The sequence below is a fragment of the Streptomyces sp. NPDC028419 genome (assembly GCF_055565515.1).
Window position 1 is genome coordinate 224058 of the sequence record NZ_JBVHUE010000002.1, and the last position, 22534, is coordinate 246591.

Consider the following 22534-nt stretch of genomic DNA (forward strand, 5'->3'; position numbering starts at 1 on the left):
GGAGCGCGCATGCCACTGATCGGCCCCATCCTCGACGACCGCACCTTCGAGCAGCTCAGGGACGAGCTGGTCAAGCGGATCCCCGTCTACGCCCCCGAGTGGACCGACCACAACGCGGGCGATCCCGGCATCGCCCTGCTCGAACTCTTCGCCCACCTCGGCGAGTCCCTGCTCTTCCGCTTCAACCAGATCCCCGACACCACCAAGGTCGCGTTCCTGCGGCTGCTGGGCGTCCGCCCCCGGCCCGCCCTGATCGCCCGCACCCTCTTGGTCCTCGACACCGAACGGCCCGCGGGCGTCCAGGTCCTGCGCGGCACCGAAGCCCGCGCGGGCGCCGTCCCCTTCGAGACCGACGGCGAGGTGGTGGCCTGGCCGCTGGAGGTCCTGGCGGTGGGGAAGACCGCGGCCCCGGCCCCGTCCGCCGACGACCCCGCGCGCGCGGCCACCGAGAAGCGGCGCCGGCAGAACGCGGTGGAGGCGCTCCCGCCGGCCGAGCGTGAGCGGGCCTGCGCCGGCGCACCCGTGTCCTTCTACGTCACCACCGCCGTGCCCACCGATCCCCTGGGCGGGGCCGCCGCACCGCTCGACGTCGCCGCCACCCTCGACCAGTGCCTGTGGATCGCGCTGCTGGCCAAGGACTCCGCCGACCCGCGCGCGTTGCGCGGCCGGAGCATCTTCCTGGGCGTCCTCCCCGACGAGGAACTGCCGCGCCCCTACGACCTGGTGCCCCGCACCCCCGGGGACCCGACCCGGCTGCGCGCCTCGGAGCTCCTCTCGGCGCCGCCCGGCTTCCTCTGGGAGCTGTGGAACGGCCCCGCCGGCCCGTCCGCCTTCACCCCGCTCGACGTCCTCGCGGACACCACCCGCGGACTGACCGCTCGCGGCGTGGTCTCCCTCGCCCTGCCGTCCGCGTTCCCCACCCACGCCCGGGGCGCCGTGGGCGGCGCGGGCGCGGACAGCCCGCCCCCGCTCGACGACGAGAAGGCCGCCGCGCGGGTCCTGTGCTGGCTCCGGGTACGCCGTCCGGCCGGGGAGAACGACGCCATCCACCGCATCCGCTGGGTCGGGATCAATGCGGTGGGCGCCCTGCAGGCCCGTACCGCCACGCCCGAACTCCTCGGCACCGGCACGGCCGACGCGGGCCAGGCCTTCCGCCTCACCCAGCGCCCCGTGGTCGCGGGCAGCGTCCGCCTGGAGGTGGAGGAGGCCGACGGCTGGCTGCCCTGGACCGAAGTCGAATCCTTCGCCACCAGCGGCCCCCTCGACCGGCACTACACCCTGGACGCCGAAGCGGGCGTGGTCCGCTTCGGTACGCGCGGCCGACTGCCCCGGATCGGCGAGCGGATCCGGGTGCTCTCCTACCGGTACGGCGGCGGCTCCGCGGGCAACGTGGCGCCCGGGGCGATGGACTCCTTCACCGGAGTCGCCGGGGTGAAGGTCACCAACCCGCTCCCCGCGACCGGGGGAGCCGATCCCGCGTCCCTCGCCGACGCCCTGGACGCCCTGCCCGCCGAGGTGCACCGCCGCGACCGGGCCGTCACCGCCGAGGACTTCCGGGCGCTGGCCCTCGAAGTGCCCGGGATCCGGCGCGCCGAAGCCCTCCCGCTGCTGCACCCCGACACGCCGACCCAGCCCGCGGCGGGCGTCATCAGCGTGCTCGTCTTCCCGACGGAGGACCTGCGCGACCCGGGCGCGCCCCTGCCCGACCTCGCACTGCTGCGCCAGGTCGCGGCGTACCTCGATCCGCGCCGGCTGGTCACCACCGAGCTGTACGTCATCCCTCCCACCTACGTGGACATCGCGCTCTCCGTCGGCATCCGGACCCGGGAGGGCTACCAGAGCGACGCGGTGCGCCGCTGGGTGGAGCTGATCCTGCGCCAGTACCTCGCCCCGCTCCCGCCGTACGGGCCGGAGGGCGGCGGCTGGCCGCTGGGCCGGGCGGTGCGGCGCGCGGAACTGGAGGCCGTGGCCGTCCAGGTGGAGGGCCTGGAATACATCGAGGACGAACTGCTGCTGGCCCGCCGCGCCACACCGTCCGCGACGGGTGCGGGTGCGGGTGCGGGTGCGGCGACAGGGACAGGAACGGGGACGCAATCACCGGCAGGGGCGGCCGGCCCGGTGTGGACACCGATGCCGCTCGTCCCCCTACGGCCGTGGGAGGTCCCCCGGCTCTCCGAGATCACCGTGGTCACCGGCACCCCGCTGCCCGTCGGCGCCGGCTACGGCACGCCTCCGCCGTCCCCGGGCGACCCCGTCGTCGTCCCCCTGCCCCCGGAGGTGTGCTGATGTACGCGGACCGGACGCTCGGCCTGCTCGCCGACGCGGATCAATGGGCGCGCTGCGCCCACGAATCGACGGCGCTCCTCGACGAGGGCGGGGTCTGCCTGGCCTGGGAGCCCGAGCCGGAGCGAGGTCCCCCAGCGGCCGGGCACGGGCCCGCCGGGCTGGCCTTCGACCGGTGGGGCCGCGCCTACCGGTCGCACCCGAGGACCGGCCGGGTCGACGTCCTGCCCGCCGCGCGCACCGGGTCCACCGCCGGCGCTCCGCACCAGCCGCCCGGCACCCTGTGCGTCCCGCGCGGACTCGCCGTCGACACGGCGCAACGCCTCTACATCGCCGAATCCGGCGCGGGCGCCGTCCAGGTGGTCGACCTCTGGGCCGAACGGCCGCTGCGCCGCGTCCCGGTCCGCGACGCCGCCCGGCCGCACCGGCGGCCGCTCGACCTGACCGCCCACTGCGGCGCCGTCGTCGCCCTGCTCACCCGGCCGGCCGGCCTCGTCGTCCTGCGCGGGCGCCGTGACCCGCGGCCCGGGCCCGTGCTGCGCCCCCCGACAGGAGCCGCGGGCCTGCGGCCCACCCGGATCGCCGACCACGCCGGACAGGTGCACGTCCTGTGGACCGGACCGGGCGGCGGCCGAGCCGTGGTCGCCCGGGCGGACGGCTCCCGACCGCTCGTCGTGCCCGATGCCGGCGACCTCGACTTCACCGCCGAGGGCACCCTGGTGGTGGCCCGCGGCCCGGGCCGGCCGCTGCGCCTCTTCCGCCCCGACGGAGCCTCCTGGGCCGAGATCGAACCGCTGCGCGCCCCCGGTTACGACGGCGGAGCCGTGACCGTCGCCCCCGACGGCCGGATCGCCTTCACCACCGCCGACGGCACGGCCCGTACGGCGGGACCCGCCGCCCGCTACACCCCCACGGGCCGGGTGCTCTGCTACCGGCTGGACGCCGCCGAGTACCGCACCCGCTGGGGGCGGGTGTTCCTCGACGCGTGCGTCCCGCCCGGCACCGACGTCCGGATCAGCTGCCTCACCAGCGACGAGGACACCGTCCCCGACCCGCTGCCCCGGACACCTCCGGTCCGGGGCGGGCGGATCGTGCGCCACCCCGAGCTCACGCCGCCGCTGCCCTCCGCCGACCAGGTCGCCACCCACCTCCCCGACCCCGCGCCGCTCTTCCGCCGCCCGACGGGGCGCGAATGGCCCTGGGCGCAGATCGCCCCCGACGACGGGTACGACACGTACGAGGCCCCCGTGACGGCTCCGCCCGGCCGGTACCTGTGGATCGTGCTCCAGCTGACCGGAACCCGCCGGCTCACCCCGCGCGTGCGGGGGCTACGGGTGGAGCGGCCCGGCCATCGACTGCCCGGCCGGCTGCCACGGGCCTGGAGCCGGGACGAGGGCGACGCGGACTTCCTCCAGCGGTTCCTCGCCCCCGCCGAAGGGCTGCTGCACGAGCTGGACGGCCGGGCCGCCGAACGCACCCTGCTGCTCGACCCGGACACCACCCCGCGCGAAGCCCTCGGCTGGTTGGCCGGGCTGTTGGGCCTCGCCCTCGACCGGCGCTGGCCCGTCCCCGCCCGGCGCGCGCTGGTCGCCCAGGCCTACGACCTCTTCCGCATCCGGGGCACCGTGGCCTGCCTCGAACGGATCCTGCGCCTCTTCCTCCCGCTGCCCATCAGCGTCGTGGAGAGCTGGCGGCTGCGCGGACTCGGCGGGGCCGTACTCGGCGCCGGACCCGGCGGGCCGCCCGCCCCCGCCGTCGGCGGCGCCGCGAGCACCTCGGGAGCGCTGGGCCGCTTCACCATCGGCGGCACCCGACCCGGCGAGGACGGATACACGGCCACCGCACACCGCTTCAGCGTGCTGATCCCCGCCGACCTCGGCGCGGAACAGCTGGAGGTGGTCCGGGCCGTCGTCGAGGCCCACAAGCCCGCGCACACCCTGGTCGACATCTGCCCGCTGGGCGCGGGGATGCGGATCGGCCGGACGCTCCACCTCGGACTGACCTCCGTCGTGGGCCCCGGAGCCGCCTGGGGGCCCGCCGTCGTCGGCAGCGTCCGGATCGGCGACGACGGCATCGTCGGCGTCCCCGCCGTCGGCGCGCGCGTCGGCGAGACCTCCATCGCCGGGGCGGTGAGGGTCGGATGAGCCCCGCCCCCGCCACCCCGCCCGGACCGGGCGCCACCGCCGACTCGCGCACCCCCGAGCACACGGGCCGTCCGGGCGCGGCGGTGTCCGAGACACAGGGGGACGCCGCGCGTCCCGTCCTCGTCGTCGACCGGCTCTCGGTCATCCTGCGACCGGCCGCCGACACGGGGGCGGCCGATCCCGGACGGCTGCGCGGTCCGCTACGGCACGCCCTCGGGGGCGGCCTCGAAACGGCCCTGCGCGCCTTGGACCTCCCGCCGGGCCGCTGGTGCCTGCCCCGCCTCGACCTGACCGTTCCCCTCGACCTGGACCGCCCCGACCCCGCGCTCGCCCGGGCCTGGTCCGAGGCGGTCGCGGCCGCGATCGACGAGACCGTCCGGGAGGGCCGCCCGGGCACCGTCGTGCACTACCGGCACGACGGGGAGGCGCTGGCCGACGCGATCGCCGGACTCGCGACCGGCCGCACCGCCCGGCTGTGGGCCTGGCGGCAGACCGGCATCCTGCGCGCCGGGGACCCGGACCCGTCGGCCTCGCCCGGCCCCGCGATCCTGGCCGCCCTGGACCGGCACCCCCGACAGACCCCCGCCGCCCTGCTGCGCGCCGCCGAGCGGGCCGGGCTCGCCGCCCTGGACCGGTCCCTGGGCCGAGCCGGCTGGCAGCTGCTGGCCGCGCGGCTCACCCCGGACGCCACCTGGACCGCGCCCGCCGCCGGGGTACGGGCGACCCCCGCCGGAGCGCCCGACCGGGCGGCCCGCGCCCGCGCGGCCACGCTCGCGACCGCCTTGGCCGCCGCCTCGCCGCTGGCGGAGCTGATCAGGTCGTCCCGGCTGCGCCCCACCGCGCCGCTGCGGGCCGCGTGGGCCGTGCTGGTCGTCGCGGACACCGCCCCGGCCCTGCTCCTGCGCCCTGCGCCGGCCGGCCTGGTGGAGGAGCTCGCCGAGCGGTTGTGCGGCCCGGTCGGTGCGCCCGCGGAGCACGGCGCGGACCTCGCGCCGCCGGACCCGGGCGTCCGCCCCGCACCGGATCCCGCCCCGTCGCCCGCCGCGGCCCCGGTCCCCGCCCCCACCGGGCCCCCCGCCGCGCCGGTCGCTGCCGTGCGGGGCGCCGGGGTCCCCACGCCCCTGGCCGCCGCGCGGGAGCCCGGCGCCCCGGCCGACCCCGTCGCGCCCCGGCTCCCGGTCCCGCCCGGGGCCGACGGCTCCCGCGCGCGGGGGACCGTACCGCCCCGGTCCGCGACCCCCGCGCGGCCGCCCGGTCCGGCGGCGGGCGTGGCCACCGACTGGACCGGCCTGCTCTTCCTCCTCGCCACGGCCGCCGAGACCGGGCTCCCCGACCGGGTCCTGGACCAACCCGACCTCGCCGCACGCCCGTTGTCCTGGGTGCTCCACCACGTCGCGCGGCTCCTGCTGCCCGACGCCGCGGCCGACGACGCGGCCCTGCTCGCCCTGGCGGGGCTCGGGCCCGACCGCGCCGCCACCGCCCTGGCCGCCGCCCCCGCGACCCCGGCCGAGCGGGCCCGGATCGCCGAACTCGCCGCGGACTGGGCCCGCGTCACCGCCGTACGCCTGCACGGCGAGCGGGCCGCCGCGTCCCCCGTCGAGCCGATGGCGGCGGTGGCGGCGATGGCCCGCCGCGACGGACGGATCACCGCCGAGCCCGGCTGGATCGAGGCGACGCTCCCCGCCGCGGACACCGATCCCGTGGTCCGCCGCGCCGGACTGGACCTCGACCCGGGCTGGCTCGGCTGGCTCGGCGCGGTCGTGAGGTACCGCTATGTCTGACCGCACCAGCCGAGACCTCTCGGCGCGCGCGGCCACCGTCGCCCTCCGGCTGGCCGACCTCCTGGACCGTACGTGCAGCGCCGAGGCGGGTGGTGCGCCCTCGGCGTTCCTCCGGGCCTGGGCCGAGGGCGCCGCGAGCCGGGCGGTGATCGGCGACCCGACCGCCCCGCTCTTCGCCACCCCCTTCGGGCGCCTGGTCGACCGGTTCGGGCTGAGCCCGCTGGAGTGCGAACTCGTCCTGCTCGCCGGGCTCCCCGAGGAACACGAGGGCCTGGCCCGAACCCTGCGCGCCATGCACCCCGGCGGCGCCCCGCACCCCAGCGTCGGCCTCGCCTGCCTGCTCAGCGACCGCCCCGGCGACGGCGGCGGGAGCGGGGTCCCGGCCCGGGTGATGCTGCGCCGGCTGTTCCACGAAGGCGCCGCCGTGCGCGGCGGCGTCCTCGTGCTCACCGGCGAGGGCCCCTTCCACGAACGCTCCCTCACCCTCGCCGACCAGGTGTGGGAGGCGCTGCACGGGCATCCCGCCTGGCCCGCCGCGCTCGCCCCGGTCGACCCCGGCCCGCCGGTCGCCGGCCTGGAGACCTGGCTCGAACGCCCCGAGACCGCCCGCGCCGTGGCCGCGCTGTGCTCCGCCGAACCCCGGGTCCTGCTCGTGCCGGACCGGGACGAGACCATCGCGCTGAGCCGGTGCGCGGCGCTCGCCCGGGCGGCCGGGCTCGGACTGACCGCCGCCCGCGCCCGCCCCGACGACCCCGTGGCCATGGGGCTGTTGGGGCTGCACGCGGCGCTGCGCGGCGCGGTGCCCCTGCTCATCGCACCGACACCGACCGGCGACCGTGGTCCCGTGGTCCCCGCCCTGGACCGGCTGCCGGGCCCGCTCCTCGTCTGCGCCGCACCCGGGACGGTCCGACCCGGCCCGCAGTGGCCCGTACTGACCGTGCCCGTCGGCCCGATCGGTGCCCGGGACCGGCGGGCGGCGTGGCGCGCCGCCCTGCCCGATGCCCCCGAGCGGGCCCCCGAGCTGGCCGCGCGACACCCCCTCGACCCCGCGCTCACGGCACAGGTGGCCCTCGACGTCCACAGCCGGGCCGCGCTCGGCGCGGCGGACGAGGGCGTCGAGCAGGACGTCCGCGGTGCCATCCGGGCCCGGGCCGCCGCGCTGCTGCCCCCGGGCACCGAACTGCTCACCCCGCGCGCCCGCTGGTCCCGGCTGGTGCTCGCGGGGGAGTCCGGCCGGCAGCTGCGCGACGCCGTGGCGCGCCTGCGCGACCAGGCCCTCGTCCTGGACGACTGGCGGTTGCGGGAAGCGGCCCGGGCGGCCCGGGGGGTGCGGCTGCTGCTCACCGGGCCCTCCGGGACCGGGAAGTCACTGGCCGCCGAGGTCCTTGCGGCGGAGGCGGGGCGCGACCTGTTGGTCGTCGACGGGTCCGAGCTGGTCTCCAAGTACATCGGTGAGACCGAGAAGAACCTCGCCGCGTGCTTCGAGGTCGCCGAGCGTACCCAGGCGGTCTTCCTCCTCGACGAGGCCGACGCCCTCTGCGCCACCCGGACGGAGGTCTCCGGGTCCAACGACCGCTTCGCGAACATGGAGACGGCCTACCTGCTCCAGCGGCTGGACCGGTTCGACGGCCTCGCCGTGCTGACCACCAACCTGCGGCAGAACATCGACGCCGCCTTCACCCGCCGGATGGACTTCGTCGTGGACTTCCCCTTCCCCGACGCGGAAGGACGCCGTCGGCTGTGGGAGATCCACCTGCCGCCCGGCCTCCTGCACCCCGAGGTCGACCTCGCCGCGCTCGCGCGGCGCTGTCCGGTCCCGGGCGGATGGATCCGCAACGCCGCCATCGGCGGCGCCTTCCGCGCCGCGGACCAGGGCAGAGCGATCCACCAGGACCACCTCCTCGACGCGATGCGGCGCGAGTACGCCAAGGCCGGCCGGCCGTTCCCCGGGGGCGGCCCCGACCCGGGCGCCGCGCCCGTCGACCGCCGGGCCGCGACCGCCCTGGCCGGCGCCGAACCGACCGCGCCCGTCGAGGAGTCCGATCGGCGCAGGCCCCCGCAGGAACCCACTCAGGAGGAGAGATCATGACGGCGCTCGGCACCGGCAGCACCAGCCCGTGCGGCTGCGGCGGCGCGTCCGCCCCGGACCTGCCCACCGACGACCCCCGCGGCACCGCCCGCGACCCCGGCCCCTGCGCCGGGGACGACGTCGCGGCGAACCCGTTCCTCGCGCTGCGCGTGGCCTTCGGGATGCTGCTGGGGGAGGACGACTTCCGTGTCCTGATGGGGAATCCGCGCGGCAAGCAGATGCTCCACAACGCCTGGCTGCATGGCCCCGGCGTGGTGTGGGGCCTCGGCGTGCGGCGCGACGGCGGGGAACTGCGCGTGGTGCCCGGACTCGCCGTGGACGGGCTCGGGCGCGAGCTGAGCCTGGAGACGGCCTGGTGCGTCTCGCTCACGGACTGGGCCACGGCCTGGGCCGCACGCCACCCGGATCCCGGTCAGGCACCCCCCGACCCGGTGCCCGGAGCGCCCGCGCAGCCCCCGCCCTGCCCGCCCCCGTCGAGGACCGTCGAGGCGTGGGTCCTCGCCGAGTTCGCCACCTGCCCGGACCGGCCGGTGCCCGCACTCGCCGACCCCTGCGACGTGACGCGGCGCCACGACGACTTCTCCCGGATCGTCGAGACGGCGCGGATCACGATCCGTTCCAAGGCACCGGCCCCCTGGCGTCCGTACCACCGGGTACGGGTCCTGCTCGGGCTGGACGAGGTCCTGCCGGGCGACCGGGCGGGCGAGGAGGCCCGGCGCGCCGCGGCCGAGGTGGCGCGGGTCCCCGAGGCGCGCCGCGCCCCGGCCCTGCTCGAAGCCTTCCGGCGGCTCGCCGCGCTGGACGCCACCGCACAGGCACCGGAGCGGGCGGAGGGCGACGCGTGCGCGCCCCGGGCCCCGGTGACGGAGGACCACGCCGCGGTGGTGCTGGCCCGCCTCACGGTGGAGGTCACGCAGTACGAGGAGTGCGTCCGGATCGGCGCCGTCACCCTGGACGCGGGGGCCCGTACCGCGGTCCTGCCGACCACCACCGTCCAGGAACTGCTGTGCGCCCTGGCCCCCGGCCTGATCGGAGCCCCCGCCGCGCCGGACGCCGGCGGTCCGCGGCTGGTCCCGGACTCCCTCACCTGGTCGCGGGAGCACACGGTGCTGAGCTTCGACGTCACGGCCCCGCTCGCCCCGGGGTCGGCCGAACCCGAAGGGGTGGAGATCAGCTCGCTCTCCGACGCGGGGCGGGGCTGGGCCGACGACGAGGTCGCGGGGATCCGGATCTCCACCGACGGCCACCGGGTGAAGGTCGACCTCGACCAACGGCCCGCCTACGAGACCGTCCGCATCCGGGTCCGCGGCACCGGCTCCAAGCCGCTCTACGGGAAGGACCCGGCCGTGCCGTTCGCCGGAGTGGTCGGGGGTCCGCCGGGCACGGCCGACGAAGGCAACGACGCCATCATCACCGTACGTCTGCCGCGCGTGTCGGCGACGGGGAGGAGCGAGGCATGACCGTCACCGAGGGCACGCCCCCGTCCCCCGCCACGACCCCGCCCGCCCCGCCCGGGGGACCGGTCGCCGCCGGCCCCGGGTCCCCGGCGTCCGACGGCACCCCCGCGACGGCGGGCGGCGGCATCGACCGGCTGACCGCCTTCGACGGCCTGTTCCTGCGCGCCGAACACCTCAACCGGATCCAGGACTACGCCCGCGAGCTGGCCCTGGCCGTCGGCGAGGCGGGCGGTCCCGGCGTCGCCGAGGGGTACGAGGTCAGCGTCAAGGACGCCACCCTGCGCGTCGGCGGCGGGCTCGCCGTCGCCCCCGACGGCCGCCCGCTGCGCTCCCAACGCCTGATCACCCTCCCGCTCGGCGGCCTCACCCCCGGACCCAACGCCTTCTGGTACGTCGAGGCCGTCCCCGCCTCCTGGCCCTACGGCGAAGCCCCGGTCCAGGGCAGCTACTGCGACGACCCCTGCTCCGGCGCGGGCACCACGCGCAGCCCCTACGGCGCCGAGGGCGTGCGCATCCGGCTCACCGAGGCCACCGAGCCCGGTCTGGACAACCGGCCCGCGGACCACCGGCGCAACTGGCTCGCCTCCCGCCTCTTCGCGGCGGAGCGCACCGAAGCCTCCGCCTGGCCCTACGGACCGGGCGCCGCCGACCTGCCGCGGAGCTGGACCCCGCCCACGCTCACGGGCAAGGCGAAGGGGGTCAGGCTCGCCGTGCTCAGCCGCGCCCCGGGCACGGCCGCCGCCTGGGAGGTCGACACCTGGACCGCCCGCCGCGAGCGCGGCGCGCCCCCGCCGTACCGGTACTGGCAGGCGCGGACGGGCATGCGGCCCTGGGACGTCTTCATGGCCCAGATCCTCCAGTTCCAGTGCCAGCTGGCGGAGTTGACGGCCGCGCGGGCGGCGCCCCGGACGGATCTCCAGCCGCTGCTGGAACAACTGGCCCGGCTGGGCCGGCAGACCTTCCTGCAGAGCCACACCAAGGAGCAACTGGGGCGGGAGTTGGGCCTGCTCGTCGAGGGCCTCGACGCGGGGCGGCTGTCGGCCCCCGCGGCGGTCGACGTGCCGGAGCCGGAGACCCTGGAGCGCCTCGGGATCACCGAACTGCCGCCCGCCGGCTACCTGCCGCTGGCCCCCGAGGACGGCGGCGGCAGCGATGACGTCTCCCCGCTCTCCCCGTCCGCCGCCGCGCTCGGTCGGATCGAGACCTTCCTCGGGCCGCAGGTGGACGTGCGGTACTGCTGGTGCGGCACGGCCGATGTCGCCCAGGCCGTAGAGGAGGCCCAGCACCGCGACCGGATCCCGCTGGACCGCCCCGCCGCCGTCGACGTCCTGGTCCCCGCTGACGAACAGGGTCGCCCCCTCACCAACTGGGTCGCCTTCGTCGGGCGGCAGCGGCGCTCCTGCTACAGCCCGGGGGAGGTGACCGGCGCGGCGGCCGGGACCCACTCGACCGAATGACCTGTAGCAGTCGGTGACTGATCCGTGACGCAGTGCACATAGTATCCATGGCGGGCTTTCTAGCAGGGGGGACCGCCTATGAATACGCCGAGCACGTTGCATACGACGAGTACGTTGACCACGCAGTTCCGCGAGTCGGTGGCCCGGGTACCGGGGCAAGGGGACGCACCGACCCTCCACCTCATCGGTGGTCCGCGCGTGGTGCACCGGGGAAGACGGCTGGACGTTCCGGAGGGGAGCAAGCGGCTGCTGGCCTTCGTGGCCCTCAACGGGGGCCGGGTCGAGCGTCGGCACGCGGCGGGCACGCTGTGGCCGTCGGGCGACGACCTGCGCGCGGCGGGCAACCTCCGCTCGGCCCTGTGGCGGCTCAAGGCCGCCGGGATCGACCTGCTCGACTCCGACAAGTGCTCGCTCGCGATGCGCGAGCACACCGTGGTCGACCTCTACGTCCTCTACGGCTGGGCGGGACGGCTCATCGGCGGCACCGCCACCGGCGAAGACCTGTCCGCGCTCAAGTGGCGTACGGACGCCCTCGATCTGCTGCCCGGCTGGTACGACGACTGGGTGCTGCTGGAGCGGGAGCGGGTGCGTCAACGCCTGCTGCATGCGCTGGAGGCACTGAGCCGCCAGCTGGGGCGGGCCGGGCGCCATGCGGAGGCGGTCGAATCCGCGCTCGTGGCGGTGGGTGCGGAGCCCTTGCGGGAGAGCGCCCAACGGGCCCTGATCGACGCCCACTTGGGGGAGGGCAATCTGATCGAGGCGATGCGGACGTACGACGCCTACCGCGAACTCACGCGGCGGGAGCTGGGGGTGGATCCGGGTCGCGAACTGTCCGAGCTGATAGCGCGGTTCTGTCGCACCATCACCCCGCGCCTGCGGGCCAGGCAGGCGGCCGCCCGCAACTGACCCGGGACCACCCCTCGGTGGGGTCGACATCAGGGCCGGTGGCAGGATGGGCCCGTGACCTGTGATGATCCCACCGCCCTGCTCTCCATCGGCCAGGGCCGTGCCCGCGAACTGACCGACACCGCTCGATCCGGGGAGGGGTACGAGGTCTTCACCCAGGCCGAAGCCGTCTTCGGGCCGGTGGAGGTGGTACGGGCCGAATTCGCCTCCCGGCTGCACTTCGCCGCCAAGGTGCTCGGACGGGACGCGTACGCCGACCAGGTGGCCGCCGCCGAACCGGGCCTGCCCTGGCGGACGGTGTGGGCCTGGTGGCGACCGGTCGGCGCGTACCGCGCCGAGCCGAACCTGAGCGGGGACCGGTCCGCCACGGTCTTCGATCCGGTGGAGGGAACCGCCGCCGGCGGACCCCTGTTGGAGGTCTGGTCGCTGTGGACCGCGCAGCGCTGGTTCGACCTGGAGACCGGAGCGCCTCGCCCCGCACCCGCGGCGGGCGAGTTCGCCGAGCGCGACGAAGAGGCGCGGGACGACGGGCCGTTCCTCTTCGACACGGACGAGGACGCGTGGGCCCTCCAGTGCCCGGGCACCTGGGAGGAGCCGGTCGCGCTGGGCGGGGGCCGCTTCCTGATCGTCGAGGCGCGGGGCATCGCGGTCGTGGAGCGCAACGAGGCCGTGGTCGAGGCGGGTTGGCCGACCGGCGGCGCCGATTACGACTCCTGGGAAGAGGCCACCGCGACACCGTGGTTCGTCGACCCCTCCCCGGCGGGCGCACCCCTGGACGCGGCCCGCGTGGACGCCGTCTTCAGCGACCTGGTGATCCGGCTGCCCGAGCAGCGGTTGCCCGCGGCGCTGGCGCACCGGCCCACCCGGGAGCTCCTCACCGCCGTGGGGCTGCCCCGGCGCTGGGCGGCCGGGGTGAGCGGCTTCGAGCTCGCCTTCGGCGAGCAGGAGCCCTGGGCGGTGGACGCGGACGCCGCGGGGCTGCTGCACCTGGGCACCTTCGAGTTCGGCTACGGCGACGAGGGAAAGGTCCTCCTCCAGCCGGAGACGGGCACCGTCTCCCTGACGCGGGGGGACCCGGACGACGACGCGCTCCCCGCCCCGTTCCCCTTCGCGCGCGACACGGAGACCTTCCTGCGCCTGCTGGAGGCCGTGCACCGCTTCATGGGCGCCTGCTGGGACCCGTATCCGGCGGAGGACGGGCAGAGTGACTTCCGCGCCGAGGTCCGCGCCCACGCACCGGACGCCCTCGACGAGGCGACCCCCGGCGGGGACGCCTGGGGCCACCTCTTCGCGTCCATCACCGAGCTGGGCGTGGACGGCTACTGATCACTCGTACTCGGTGCCGCCCTTGCGCGTCAGGTAGGCGGGGCTGACCGCCTTGGCGATGGCCCGGCCGCCCACCACCGGGCTGTACCGCTCGGTGACCGGCCGGATCACCACGCCCTCCCGCAGGTGGAGGGCGTTCCCCGAGACGGTCTCCCGGCCCGTGGCCAGTTCCAGCGCGGCGTCGGCGTCGTAGGGCCCCTCGTACAGCCGCGGTACCAGCGGCAGCTCGCCGTCGAGGAGCGCGGCGGCGGGGTCCAGCCACCGCACCTGTCCGTCGATCTCCGCCGAGACGTCGAAGACGGCGTAGCCGAGCAGCTCGGCGCGCCCGTCCGCCCCGTACGTCAGGTCCTGCACCCCCGACCCGAAGACCTCGCCGAAGATGCCGACCCGGGTCGCGCCCAGCCGCGCGGCGAGCCGGGCCGCGACGGCGGGCACGTCGTGGGCGAGGACGGCCCGCCAGTACAGGTTGCGCGGATCCTCCACCAGGGCCAGCCCCTTGGCGCCGTAGCCCTTCGAGGAGACGTGGGTCCGGCCGCCCTCGACGACGTGGGTGGCCAGGCAGGCCGTGCCGTGCAGCTTCTCGGTGAGCACGACCGGCTCACCGGGGGCGAAGAGGTCCGGGTAGCGCTGCAGGTTCTCGATGTCGACCCACGGCAGCAGGTCCGGCGCGGCCTCGACGGCGCCGTTCATCCTGGTCGGTATCGGCGGCGACCACTTCGTGATGCCCAACAGCTCCGCGAAGTCCGTCCCCTCGCCGGCCGCACGGACCAGGTCCACGTCCGCCAACGCCGCCGGTCGGCACACGATGCCCTGGGAGAGCTCGCCGCGCAGCCTGACCGCCTTGACCCGGTCCGCCCCACTGCCCGACAGTCGTCCGGTCAGCCCGAGCTCGTCGATCAGCCCGGCCGGGAGGACCGCCTGCTCCGGGATGTACACCGCGCATTCGCCGGTCCGGTAGGCGCCCTTCGCGACGACGGCGCGGTACAGGCCCACCTGGGCCAGTTCGAGGGCATCGGCGTTCGGATGGGTGTGGACGGTCAGGGGTTCGGCGGTGACGCGCAGCGTCGACATGTCGGCTCTCCTCGGATGCGGTTCTCCTCGTGGGTCACTCTCGGCGACCGGAATTTCCGTGGGCCAGCGGATATCGGTCTGCTAGCCTCGCCGGCCGCACCGACCCCCCTCTCCCCGCCCGGCGCCGGCCACGAGCTTGCGGACCGATCGGGTCCAACCGGCAGAATCCGGCACCGGCGTTATCAGGGCGCAACCAGAGAGAGACTCACACCGGGCGGCACAGCGGCCCGACGGGCGCATACTGGTGACAATGACAAAGTCAGCCGGAACCCGGCGCCACCTGCCAGCCAGCCCGTTCAAGGCCGCGACCGCTCCGCCACTCAGGGTGTTTGCTGTCGGCGACCGGGTCACACACGATCAGCACGGCCTCGGCCGTGTCATCGCGATCGAGGACGGAATCGCGGTTCTCGTCGATTTCGGCTCGTCGCGCATGCGGATCCTGAGCCCGTACACCAAGATGACCACTCTTTGAGACGGTGAGGGTCGACGGAGGCGTGGCGATCAACCACGCCTCCGTCCACTCCACCCGATCCCGGCATCTCCGAACCACGAAAGGCGGCGCGCCCTCATCGACGCATCACCGCTGTTCTCCGCGCCGGAAACGGCGCGGACCCACGTCACCATGCCCGCATCGCGGCTCCCGGCGACGACGAACCCCTTCAGGGCCCCCGATTTCGGCCCCGAAGACCCCTTTTCTGACACGAGCACGGCCCACGACGACGGGGAGCAGTTGAGCGACCCCTTCACTCCGTCGGCCTAGCCGCCCGCGCACCTCGCTGAGCGGGGACGACGTCCTCGCGCAGCGGCACGTCGATGACCGCCCACAGCCGGTGACCGTCCGGATCCGCCTCGGATCCGCAGCCGCGCAGGCCGGGAAGGTCGGCGACCCCGCCCAGCACGCCCGTGTGCGCCTCCGTGCGGGCACCGGCGAGGTGGCTGAGCACGGCGATGCAGGCCTGCCCGTCCGTGGCCGCCAGGTGCAGGCTGATCCGTCGCCCGCCGTCCTCGACGGCGGCCGCGACCAGTGCCGAGACCACCGCCCCCACCTGGTCGGGGTCGGGTAGGTAGCGCCAGGCGGTGAGCCGGTCGACGACGAGCCGCCGGACCCGGGTCGCGGCCCAGGGCCGCGCCTCCAGGGCCCAGTTCGCCGCGCGCTGGTTCACGACGGTGAAGACACGCTCCGGGCGGGGCGATTCGACCGGTCTCCGTGGTGGCGGGGGTGTGCGCGGCGGATAGTCGGGCCGCCGCTCGGCCGTGTGCTCCGTACGGTCCGTGGGCACTGGCAGTGTCACGGTGACCCTCCCCTGTGTGGCGCGGGCGGCCCGGGCCGCCCGGCGCACATGCTAGGCCGCGGCCCCCCGCACCGCGGCCCGCCGGCGCGGACGTCACCCGTGCGGGTGGCACAGGTGGCCGTGCAGAGGTGCTTGCCGAGTGCGCGGGTGAGCTTGCACAGTGGGCGCCATGACTCCGGCCGATCTCTTCCAAGCCTTCGCCCGTACCCGCGCCTCGCTCGACGGAGCCGAGGTGACCTTCTGGTGGTCCGGCAACGTGTTCTCCTGGTCCCCCGACCAGCCCTACCAGCGGGTGTTCGGCTTCGAGGGGGTGAATGTGGCCCGCCTCGTCACCACGGACACCGGTTACGAACTGCTGACGCGGGAGGCCGCCTTCTACCTGGACCCCGACACCCGGGAGATCCTGGAGACGTGGGAGAAGAAGCCGGTCGTCCACGTCTGGAACGATCCGGCGAACCAGCGGTGGCGGCCGTTCCCCGTCCCGCTGACCCGGCTGGGCGACCAGGTCTGCTTCAGCCTGGAGATCCCGCTCGCCTACCCGTCCCCGCTGCCGGTCGAGCGGTTCCCGGACCATTCGGCGGACGACACCTACCGGGCGCTCGAACTCTTCCAGTTCTTCGCCCCGGAATCCGTCCTCGAGACCGACGCGCCGAGCGTGCCGGCGACGATGTCGTGGACCCGGCAGTCGCCCTGGCTGCCCTGGATGGAGCAGGGGCAGCGTCCCGGTGGTCTCACCTTCCACTGCCGCGGCCGCAAGCTCGACTCCTACGCCGAGGTGCCCGAGCGCACGCGCGCCTACATCGCCGCGCACCACCCGCAGTTCGCGCACGCCCCGGACGCGTGGAGCGAGCCGAACGAGACCAGCTGGACCTACTTCCGGCGGCTCAGAGACCTGGGCGAGCTGTGATCCTCACGGTGCCGACCGCCCTGCACGGCTACCCCGGGGTGGCGTTCGGCGGGTACGTGGCGGGCGTACTGGCCGGGCGGGCGGCCGCGAAGACCGTACGGGTGGACTTCCGGCGGCCGACGCCCACCGGCACCCCGCTCGGCCTCGCCGAGACCGCGGACGGCGGGAGCGAGCTGACCAACGGGGTCCTGGTGCTGGCCGTGGCCACGCCTGTCGAGACGGACGCGGAGGCCCCGGTGGCGCCCACCTGGGACCAGGCCCGGGCCGCGGCCGAGGCCTACCGCGCGGCGCCGCCCGAGGACGTGGCCGACTGCTTCGGCTGCGGACTGGGCCGGACACCGGACACGGGGCTGCGGCTGCACTGCGGGCGGGTGCCGGGCCGCGAGGTGGTGGCCGCCGCCTGGACCCCCGGGGCCGGGCTCCTCGACGCGGACGGCGCCCTGCCGCCCGAGCTGGTGTGGGCCGCGCTGGACTGCCCGGGGAACGCGGCCGGGCGGCTCCTGGGCACCCAGCGGGCCGGGGCGGTGACGGCCTCGCTCACGGCGCGGGTACTGGGCCCGGTGCCGGCCGCCGCGGGGCTCGTCTCGTACGCCTGGCTGCTCGGCGAGTCCGGCCGCAAGCACCGGGTGGGCACGGCGCTGGCCACGGCCGACGGTGAGGTCATGGCCGTGGGCGAGGCGCTGTGGGTGGACCCGCGCAGCTAGCCCCTGTCGTCACAGCGCCGAGGTCAGTCCTTGATCGAGGTGATCTTCTTGGTCGCCAGGTCGGCCTGGACGTGGATCTCGGTCGTGGAACCGCCCCACGTCAGGGTGACCGTGGCGCTGGTCTTGCCCGTTCCGCTGCCGGTGGAGGTGACCTTCCACTGCGACGGCACGTTCTGCGCGCGCAGCACGCCGTTCGCGTGGTTGGTCTCCTCCCACTTCTTCAACTCGGCCTGGAGGGGCTTGGCGAGGTAGAAGGAGCGCAGCTGGTCGGCCGTCTTGCCGTCGCCGTCGTACACGGCGTCGATGTAGGCGCCGTAGAAGTCCGCGATCCGCGTGAACGCGGCCTCGGGGCTCCCGGAGACGGAGGGGAGGGCGGCGGCCGCGACCGGGGCGGCCTTCGGGGCGGACCCGTCCGCGGACGCGGTGGTGACGAAGGCGAAGGAGAGGGCCGCGGTGGCGGCGGTGGCCGCGAAGACGATGGCGGCGGTGCGCGTGGTCGGGCGCTGGAGCATGGGCCGTACCTTTCCCCGTTGCGAGTGCGGGCAGTGTGGTCACTGTCACTGCACCCCACGACGCGGCGAGCGCGCCGGACGGTTCTCAGATCACCCGAAATGGCCAAAAACTGGCTGCTCTGTCCGGGAATCCGCTACCGGCTCCACCGGCACGCGTGTGCCGCTCCGGGGCCCGTAGGGGACCGGAGCGGCAGCGCCCCCGCGCTGAGCGGGGACCGGGCCGTGGCCACGGGTCAGCCCGTCTTGCGGCGGACCTTCTTGTTCTTCCCCGCGCCACCCGTGCTGGTGCCGGAGATCTTGGCGCGGCTCTGGTGCGCCTGCTGGGACTGCGCGTTGCGCTCGTTGCGCTCCAGGGCCTCCCGGAACTTGCGCTTGGCCTCGGCGGCGGGGGAGGTGTCCTCCGGGGTGTCCGGGGTGTCCGAGGTGTCTGCCATGTGTCCTCCTGGGTTGATCTGAAACCGATTCAGTCTGTCAGCCCGTGCGCTTGCTGACCAGCGCGTTTCCCGAAGGGCGGCGCTCCCCAGTCTGGCACAGGACACCCCGTCCCCGGCGCCGCGCGTCACTTGACGAGCTTGCCCTCCGGGGTGACGGTGAACCACGTGCCGCCCACGCCCTGACCTGCGGTGTCACCGGGGTTCTGGTCGCCCGTGAACCAGTACAGGGGCCAGCAGTCGATCGCCAGCTGCTTCGTGCCGTCCGACCGGGTGTAGGTGCTGAGCAGCTTGGGGTCGACGCCCTCGACCGCCTTCGCGTCGACCGGCTGGGCGGGCTTCCACTTCTCGGTGCAGGCGCCCTCGCAGTTGGACTTCATCGGCCACGCGGTGTCCTTGGTGAAGCGGTAGAGCGTACGGCCCTTGGCGTCCCGCAGGATCTTGCCGAGCGTCTTGTCGTCCGCGGCGGAGAGGGCGGGCAGCGCGGCCGGCTCGGCCTGCGGCGCCGCGGCGCCCGCCTTCTTGCCCTCCGGGGTGACGGCGAACCACGTGCCGCCCACGCCCTGCCCGTTGGTCTGGCCGGGGGCCGTGTCCTTCGCGAAGCGGTACACGGGCCAGCCCGCGATCGTGATCTGCTCCGATCCGTCCTGCCGCTTGAGGGACCCCAGGGCGGCGGCGGGGACGGCGCCCGCCGCGACGCCCTTGGCCGGGGCCGGGGGCCAGGCCTTCGCGCAGTCGCCGGAGCAGGCGGAGGTCGAGGCGGGCTTCGCCGTGTCCTTGTCGAAGCGGTAGAGGGTGAAACCGGCGGAGTCCGTCACGACCTGGCCGAGCTTGGCGTCCGTACGGACCACCAGCGCGCCGGAGGCGGCGCCGCCGGGAGCCGCGCCGTCGCCCTTCGCGTAGGGGTCGGCGGCCCCCGACGCGGCCGCCGCGGGGACCTGGGCGCCCACGGCGGCGGCGTCCGTCTTCCCGCTCGCCTGCGTTCCGCAGGCCGTCGCGCCGAGGAGCAGCGCGGTGGCAGCTCCGGCGAGGGTGAGCTTGCGCAGGTTCGTCATGACAACTCCTGAAATCCGGTGGTTCGTTGGAAACTGTCGGCACCGCAAACACGCGACCCCCCGCGGGCCGGTTCAATGGCGTGCGGAAATTTCTTCGGCGCCGGTCGCCGTGGATCCGCCGGGCCCACGCGAAGGCGCCGGTCGGGGGACCCCCCGACCGGCGCCTTCGCGTCGGTGCGCACGCGCCCGTCGCCGACTCAGGCCGGCAGCGGCACGGACACGAACGACGTGCCCGCCTCGTTCTGCACCACGACCTCCTTCACATCGGCGGGGTCGACGGCCGCGGATCCGTCCAGGGCGGCGCCCTTGCCCGCGCCGTTCTCCTGGCCGCCCACCACCCAGCTGCCCGCCGTGGTGCGCGTACCGTCGCGGGCGACCACCACCAGCAGGCACCGCTCGCCCGCCGGCACCCCGGTCACCGCCGCGTGCACCCGTACCCACCGCGCCGCGGGCGTCACCTGTACGGTCATCCGCGCGCCGCTGCGCGCATCGGTGGCCGAGGCCACTTTGGTGCCCACCGGTGGCGGCGAGGGCGTCGCCGTCGCCGTCGGGGGCGGCGCCGGGGGACCGTCGGCCACGTCCCGGGCGTCTCCCGCCCCCAGCTGGGCTCCGGCCCAGAACACCGCCGCGAGGGCCGCGGCGACGGCCAGACCCGCGACGACGGTCCGGCGCCGGGCCTGTCCGGCCCGCTCGCCCCGCATCTGCCGCAGCGTCCGCTGGAGCAGCAGGTCGCCGCCGTCCGGGGGTCCTTCCAAGAACGCCTCCTCGGGCACTTCCCCGAGCGCCGCCTCCATCTCGCGCAACGCGGCCACCTCCTCGCGGCACCGCACGCAGCCGCTCACGTGCTCTTCGACGCGGCGGACCTCGGCCCCGTCGAGGACGCCGAGCACGTACGGGCCGAGCAGTTCCTCCTCGTGCAATTCCCGGTTCACGCCACCACCTCCTGCAGTCCGGGCTGCTGCGGCGGCCTGCCCGGTCGGTTGCCTCGTCTGCCCCGATTGTTCCTGCTTTCCCCGCCGGTGCCCGCGCCGCCGTCCCGGAACGCCTCGCGCAATGCCTTGAGGGCGTAGTGCGAGCGGGACTTGACGGTGCCCGCCGGGATGCCGAGGACGTCCGCGGCTTCCGTCACGCTGAGCTGGCGGTAGTACAACTCCGTGATGACGTCCCGGTGTTCGGGGGTCAGTCGGTCCAGGGCGCCCAGGACCGTCATGGAATCCACGACGGAGTCGGAGTGGTCCGGCTCCACCGGCGGGGTGGCCGCGGATCCGGAGACCTCCCGCGGTCGGGCCGCCTTGGCCCGGTAGCGGTCGGTGATGATGTTGCGGGCCACGGTGAGCAGCCAACCGCGCACCGAACCCTTTCCGTTGACCAGGATCTCGGCGTGCCGCCACGCGCGGATCACCGTCTCCTGGACGACGTCCTCGGCGGCGGCCCGGTCCCCGGTCAGTCGGGTCGCGTAGGCGAGCAGGGCATGGCCGTGCTCCTCGTACACCGACCTGATCAGTGCCTCGTCGGTCGAGCCCCGCCGACTGCGGGGCCACAGTGGTCCGGCCATCTCACACCCTCTCCGTCTTCCTCGCGTGCGTGGTGCAGTCCGTACACGCCGCGGGGAGGGCCCCGGTTCATGTGGCCCGCGTCACATCGGGGGGTGCGGGCGGTGCTCAGCAGTGGCGGCCGCTGTTGAGACAGGCCACCACCTGCGCCATCGCGGCGTCGGTCATCACGTCGACGAACATCGCGTGGTCCGTCCGGGGGCTGTGCCGCTGCTCGGGGAAGGAGTCGAGGGCGATCGTCGCGCCCGGGGGCACGTCGTAGGCGAGGGAGATCCGCAGCCGCGGCACCGGGAAGGTGCCCTGCGGGCAGATCCCGCCCGCGCCGGGGAACGACAGGTGCGAGCGGTGGTCGAAGGAGGTCGTGTCCAGGCCGTTCCAACAGCTGGGGAAGACCAGGGTGCGGGTGAGGCGCTCGCCCGTCGGGCAGCGGGGGTAGCGGGTGGTGGACCGGTCGGGCGAGCCCGAACAGCCCCAGCGGGCCCGTACGTCGGCCTCGTCGTCCGCCGTCGCGGCCACCGGGTCGCCGGTCATCGCGCGCAGGAAGCGGGGCATCGGCACCACCTGGCTCACCGGGTTGCCGAAGAACTCCACGGACACGCTCGCCTCCGGCAGGATCGCTCCCGCGTTGCCGTGGCCCGCCGCGTGCTCCCACGGCTGCGTCGCGGGCCGGTCCGGGAGGCGCAGCACCGGCCAGTAGTACGTGGAGCGGTCGCCGCCACGACAGGTGGTGGCGGCCGCGGCCAGGGAGTCGTCCGTGGACATCGCGTCCGTGGACAGGTTGCCGACGTACGCGTGCGTGTGGTGCGCGCCCGCGCGCAGGCCGGGGGAGACGACGAGGTTGTCCTCGTTGTAGTGACCCTCCTCGTCGCGGCCGCACTCCACCCGCACCGTGCCGGCGGAGCCGCCCGGTCCGGTCGGCGGGGGATCGGCGGGTCCGGGCGGTACGTCGCGGAGGTCCACGAAGTCGCCGGCCGCCGGGCCGGACCGCGCCGCGCCGGAGTGCGCCGGGCCGGAACGCGTCGTTCCGGAGTGTGCCGTGGCGGCGGCGCCCGCGGGCCGCGCCGCGTCCGCCGCCCGCGAGGCCCCCAGGACGGCGGCCGTGAGCCCGCCGCCGAGCAGCAGGCAGATCAGCAGCGCGAACAGTCGGCGTTCGTTCCCCATGGGGTCACGGTCGCCGCTCGCCGCCGGCCCGGTCAACCGCGTCTCACAGGCGGGACACGGGACCCCCGGGCGGGGGTCGTGGGGGCAGTGGCAGGGGGTGAGCAAGGGTTTTCCCCGTATCGAGTTCATCCCGGCGTTGCCTACTGTCTGCCCACCGGCGGTCTCGTCCGAGTCGAACATCCGCCCCGCCAACCCCACTTGGCGCGGCGCTCTGCGGCTCGACGCTTCCCCGGTACCGCCGGTACCCCTCCTCGTCGACGCGGGCGGGGTCACGACGAGCGGTGGTGGCCGGGGCGTGCGGAGGAGCCCTCCCCGGCCGCCGCCGGCTCGCGGCGGGCCCGCCCCACACACCCCTCCCCGATCGTCCGTCCTCTCGCTCCCGCGCCTCGCGCATCCCGTACTTCC

General features: G+C 75.6%; 19 protein-coding genes. 11 read left to right on the top strand and 8 right to left on the bottom strand.

Annotated features, from left to right (window positions below; translation table 11 throughout):
* Positions 1-9 precede the first annotated feature (9 nt).
* The 8 genes from ACZ4UB_RS03380 (at position 10) to ACZ4UB_RS03415 (ending at position 13443) form a co-directional block, all read left to right on the top strand.
* Entirely contained in the window at positions 10-2286 is a 2277-nt protein-coding gene (locus ACZ4UB_RS03380) for a putative baseplate assembly protein (RefSeq protein ID WP_468067948.1), read from the top strand.
* A complete protein-coding gene (locus tag ACZ4UB_RS03385) occupies positions 2286-4427 on the top strand; it encodes a phage tail protein (RefSeq protein ID WP_468067950.1) in 2142 nt (713 codons plus the stop codon). The genes ACZ4UB_RS03380 and ACZ4UB_RS03385 overlap by 1 nt, the downstream gene beginning before the upstream one ends.
* Entirely contained in the window at positions 4424-6208 is a 1785-nt protein-coding gene (locus ACZ4UB_RS03390) for a hypothetical protein (RefSeq protein WP_468067952.1), read from the top strand. Before ACZ4UB_RS03385 ends, ACZ4UB_RS03390 begins: the two co-directional genes overlap by 4 nt.
* Entirely contained in the window at positions 6201-8297 is a 2097-nt protein-coding gene (locus tag ACZ4UB_RS03395; RefSeq protein WP_468067953.1) for an ATP-binding protein, read from the top strand. Before ACZ4UB_RS03390 ends, ACZ4UB_RS03395 begins: the two co-directional genes overlap by 8 nt.
* Entirely contained in the window at positions 8294-9757 is a 1464-nt protein-coding gene (locus ACZ4UB_RS03400; RefSeq protein WP_468067955.1) for a hypothetical protein, read from the top strand. The genes ACZ4UB_RS03395 and ACZ4UB_RS03400 overlap by 4 nt, the downstream gene beginning before the upstream one ends.
* A complete protein-coding gene (locus ACZ4UB_RS03405) occupies positions 9754-11211 on the top strand; it encodes a hypothetical protein (RefSeq protein ID WP_468067957.1) in 1458 nt (485 codons plus the stop codon). Before ACZ4UB_RS03400 ends, ACZ4UB_RS03405 begins: the two co-directional genes overlap by 4 nt.
* 114 nt (positions 11212-11325) lie before the next feature.
* Entirely contained in the window at positions 11326-12117 is a 792-nt protein-coding gene (locus ACZ4UB_RS03410) for an AfsR/SARP family transcriptional regulator (RefSeq protein ID WP_468067958.1), read from the top strand.
* A 54-nt stretch (positions 12118-12171) separates the two neighbouring features.
* On the top strand, positions 12172-13443 hold the full coding sequence (locus ACZ4UB_RS03415; RefSeq protein WP_468067959.1) for an SUKH-4 family immunity protein: 1272 nt from the start codon (positions 12172-12174) through the stop codon (positions 13441-13443).
* Here ACZ4UB_RS03415 and ACZ4UB_RS03420 read toward each other — a convergent pair whose 3' ends face one another.
* Positions 13444-14514: an RNA ligase (ATP) gene (locus ACZ4UB_RS03420; RefSeq protein WP_468067961.1), complete on the bottom strand. Its 1071-nt coding sequence runs from the start codon at positions 14512-14514 to the stop codon at positions 13444-13446.
* 250 nt (positions 14515-14764) lie between these two features.
* Here ACZ4UB_RS03420 and ACZ4UB_RS03425 point away from each other — a divergent pair, with 250 nt between their 5' ends.
* A complete protein-coding gene (locus ACZ4UB_RS03425; protein WP_385772531.1) occupies positions 14765-14986 on the top strand; it encodes a hypothetical protein in 222 nt (73 codons plus the stop codon).
* Positions 14987-15257: 271 nt separating this feature from the next.
* Here the strand turns inward: ACZ4UB_RS03425 and ACZ4UB_RS03430 are convergent, their stop codons facing one another.
* Entirely contained in the window at positions 15258-15677 is a 420-nt protein-coding gene (locus ACZ4UB_RS03430; RefSeq protein ID WP_468067962.1) for a hypothetical protein, read from the bottom strand.
* Positions 15678-15975: 298 nt separating this feature from the next.
* On the opposite strand from ACZ4UB_RS03430, the gene ACZ4UB_RS03435 reads away from it, so the two are divergent.
* On the top strand, positions 15976-16713 hold the full coding sequence (locus ACZ4UB_RS03435) for a DUF1838 family protein (RefSeq protein WP_468067963.1): 738 nt from the start codon (positions 15976-15978) through the stop codon (positions 16711-16713).
* 8 nt (positions 16714-16721) lie between these two features.
* Positions 16722-17417 carry a hypothetical protein gene (locus ACZ4UB_RS03440; protein WP_468067964.1) on the top strand — a complete coding sequence of 232 codons (696 nt, stop codon included), beginning with the start codon at positions 16722-16724 and terminating at the stop codon, positions 17415-17417.
* Positions 17418-17440: 23 nt separating this feature from the next.
* On the opposite strand, the gene ACZ4UB_RS03445 is transcribed toward ACZ4UB_RS03440, so the two are convergent.
* The 6 genes from ACZ4UB_RS03445 to ACZ4UB_RS03470 all read right to left on the bottom strand — a co-directional run bounded on the left by ACZ4UB_RS03445 (position 17441) and on the right by ACZ4UB_RS03470 (position 22129).
* On the bottom strand, positions 17441-17929 hold the full coding sequence (locus ACZ4UB_RS03445) for a hypothetical protein (RefSeq protein ID WP_468067965.1): 489 nt from the start codon (positions 17927-17929) through the stop codon (positions 17441-17443).
* Between the two features lie 233 nt (positions 17930-18162).
* Positions 18163-18363 (bottom strand): DUF5302 domain-containing protein, encoded by a 201-nt coding sequence (locus ACZ4UB_RS03450; RefSeq protein ID WP_467968958.1) that lies wholly within the window; start codon positions 18361-18363, stop codon positions 18163-18165.
* A gap of 125 nt (positions 18364-18488) precedes the next feature.
* Complete coding sequence (locus ACZ4UB_RS03455; RefSeq protein WP_468067966.1) at positions 18489-19415, bottom strand: SCO0930 family lipoprotein; 927 nt, start codon at positions 19413-19415, stop codon at positions 18489-18491.
* Positions 19416-19612: 197 nt separating this feature from the next.
* Positions 19613-20347: an anti-sigma factor gene (locus ACZ4UB_RS03460; protein WP_468067967.1), complete on the bottom strand. Its 735-nt coding sequence runs from the start codon at positions 20345-20347 to the stop codon at positions 19613-19615.
* Entirely contained in the window at positions 20344-20970 is a 627-nt protein-coding gene (locus tag ACZ4UB_RS03465) for a sigma-70 family RNA polymerase sigma factor (protein ID WP_468067968.1), read from the bottom strand. The genes ACZ4UB_RS03460 and ACZ4UB_RS03465 overlap by 4 nt, the downstream gene beginning before the upstream one ends.
* Before the next feature lie 106 nt (positions 20971-21076).
* A complete protein-coding gene (locus ACZ4UB_RS03470; protein WP_468067969.1) occupies positions 21077-22129 on the bottom strand; it encodes a DUF1996 domain-containing protein in 1053 nt (350 codons plus the stop codon).
* Positions 22130-22534 lie beyond the last annotated feature (405 nt).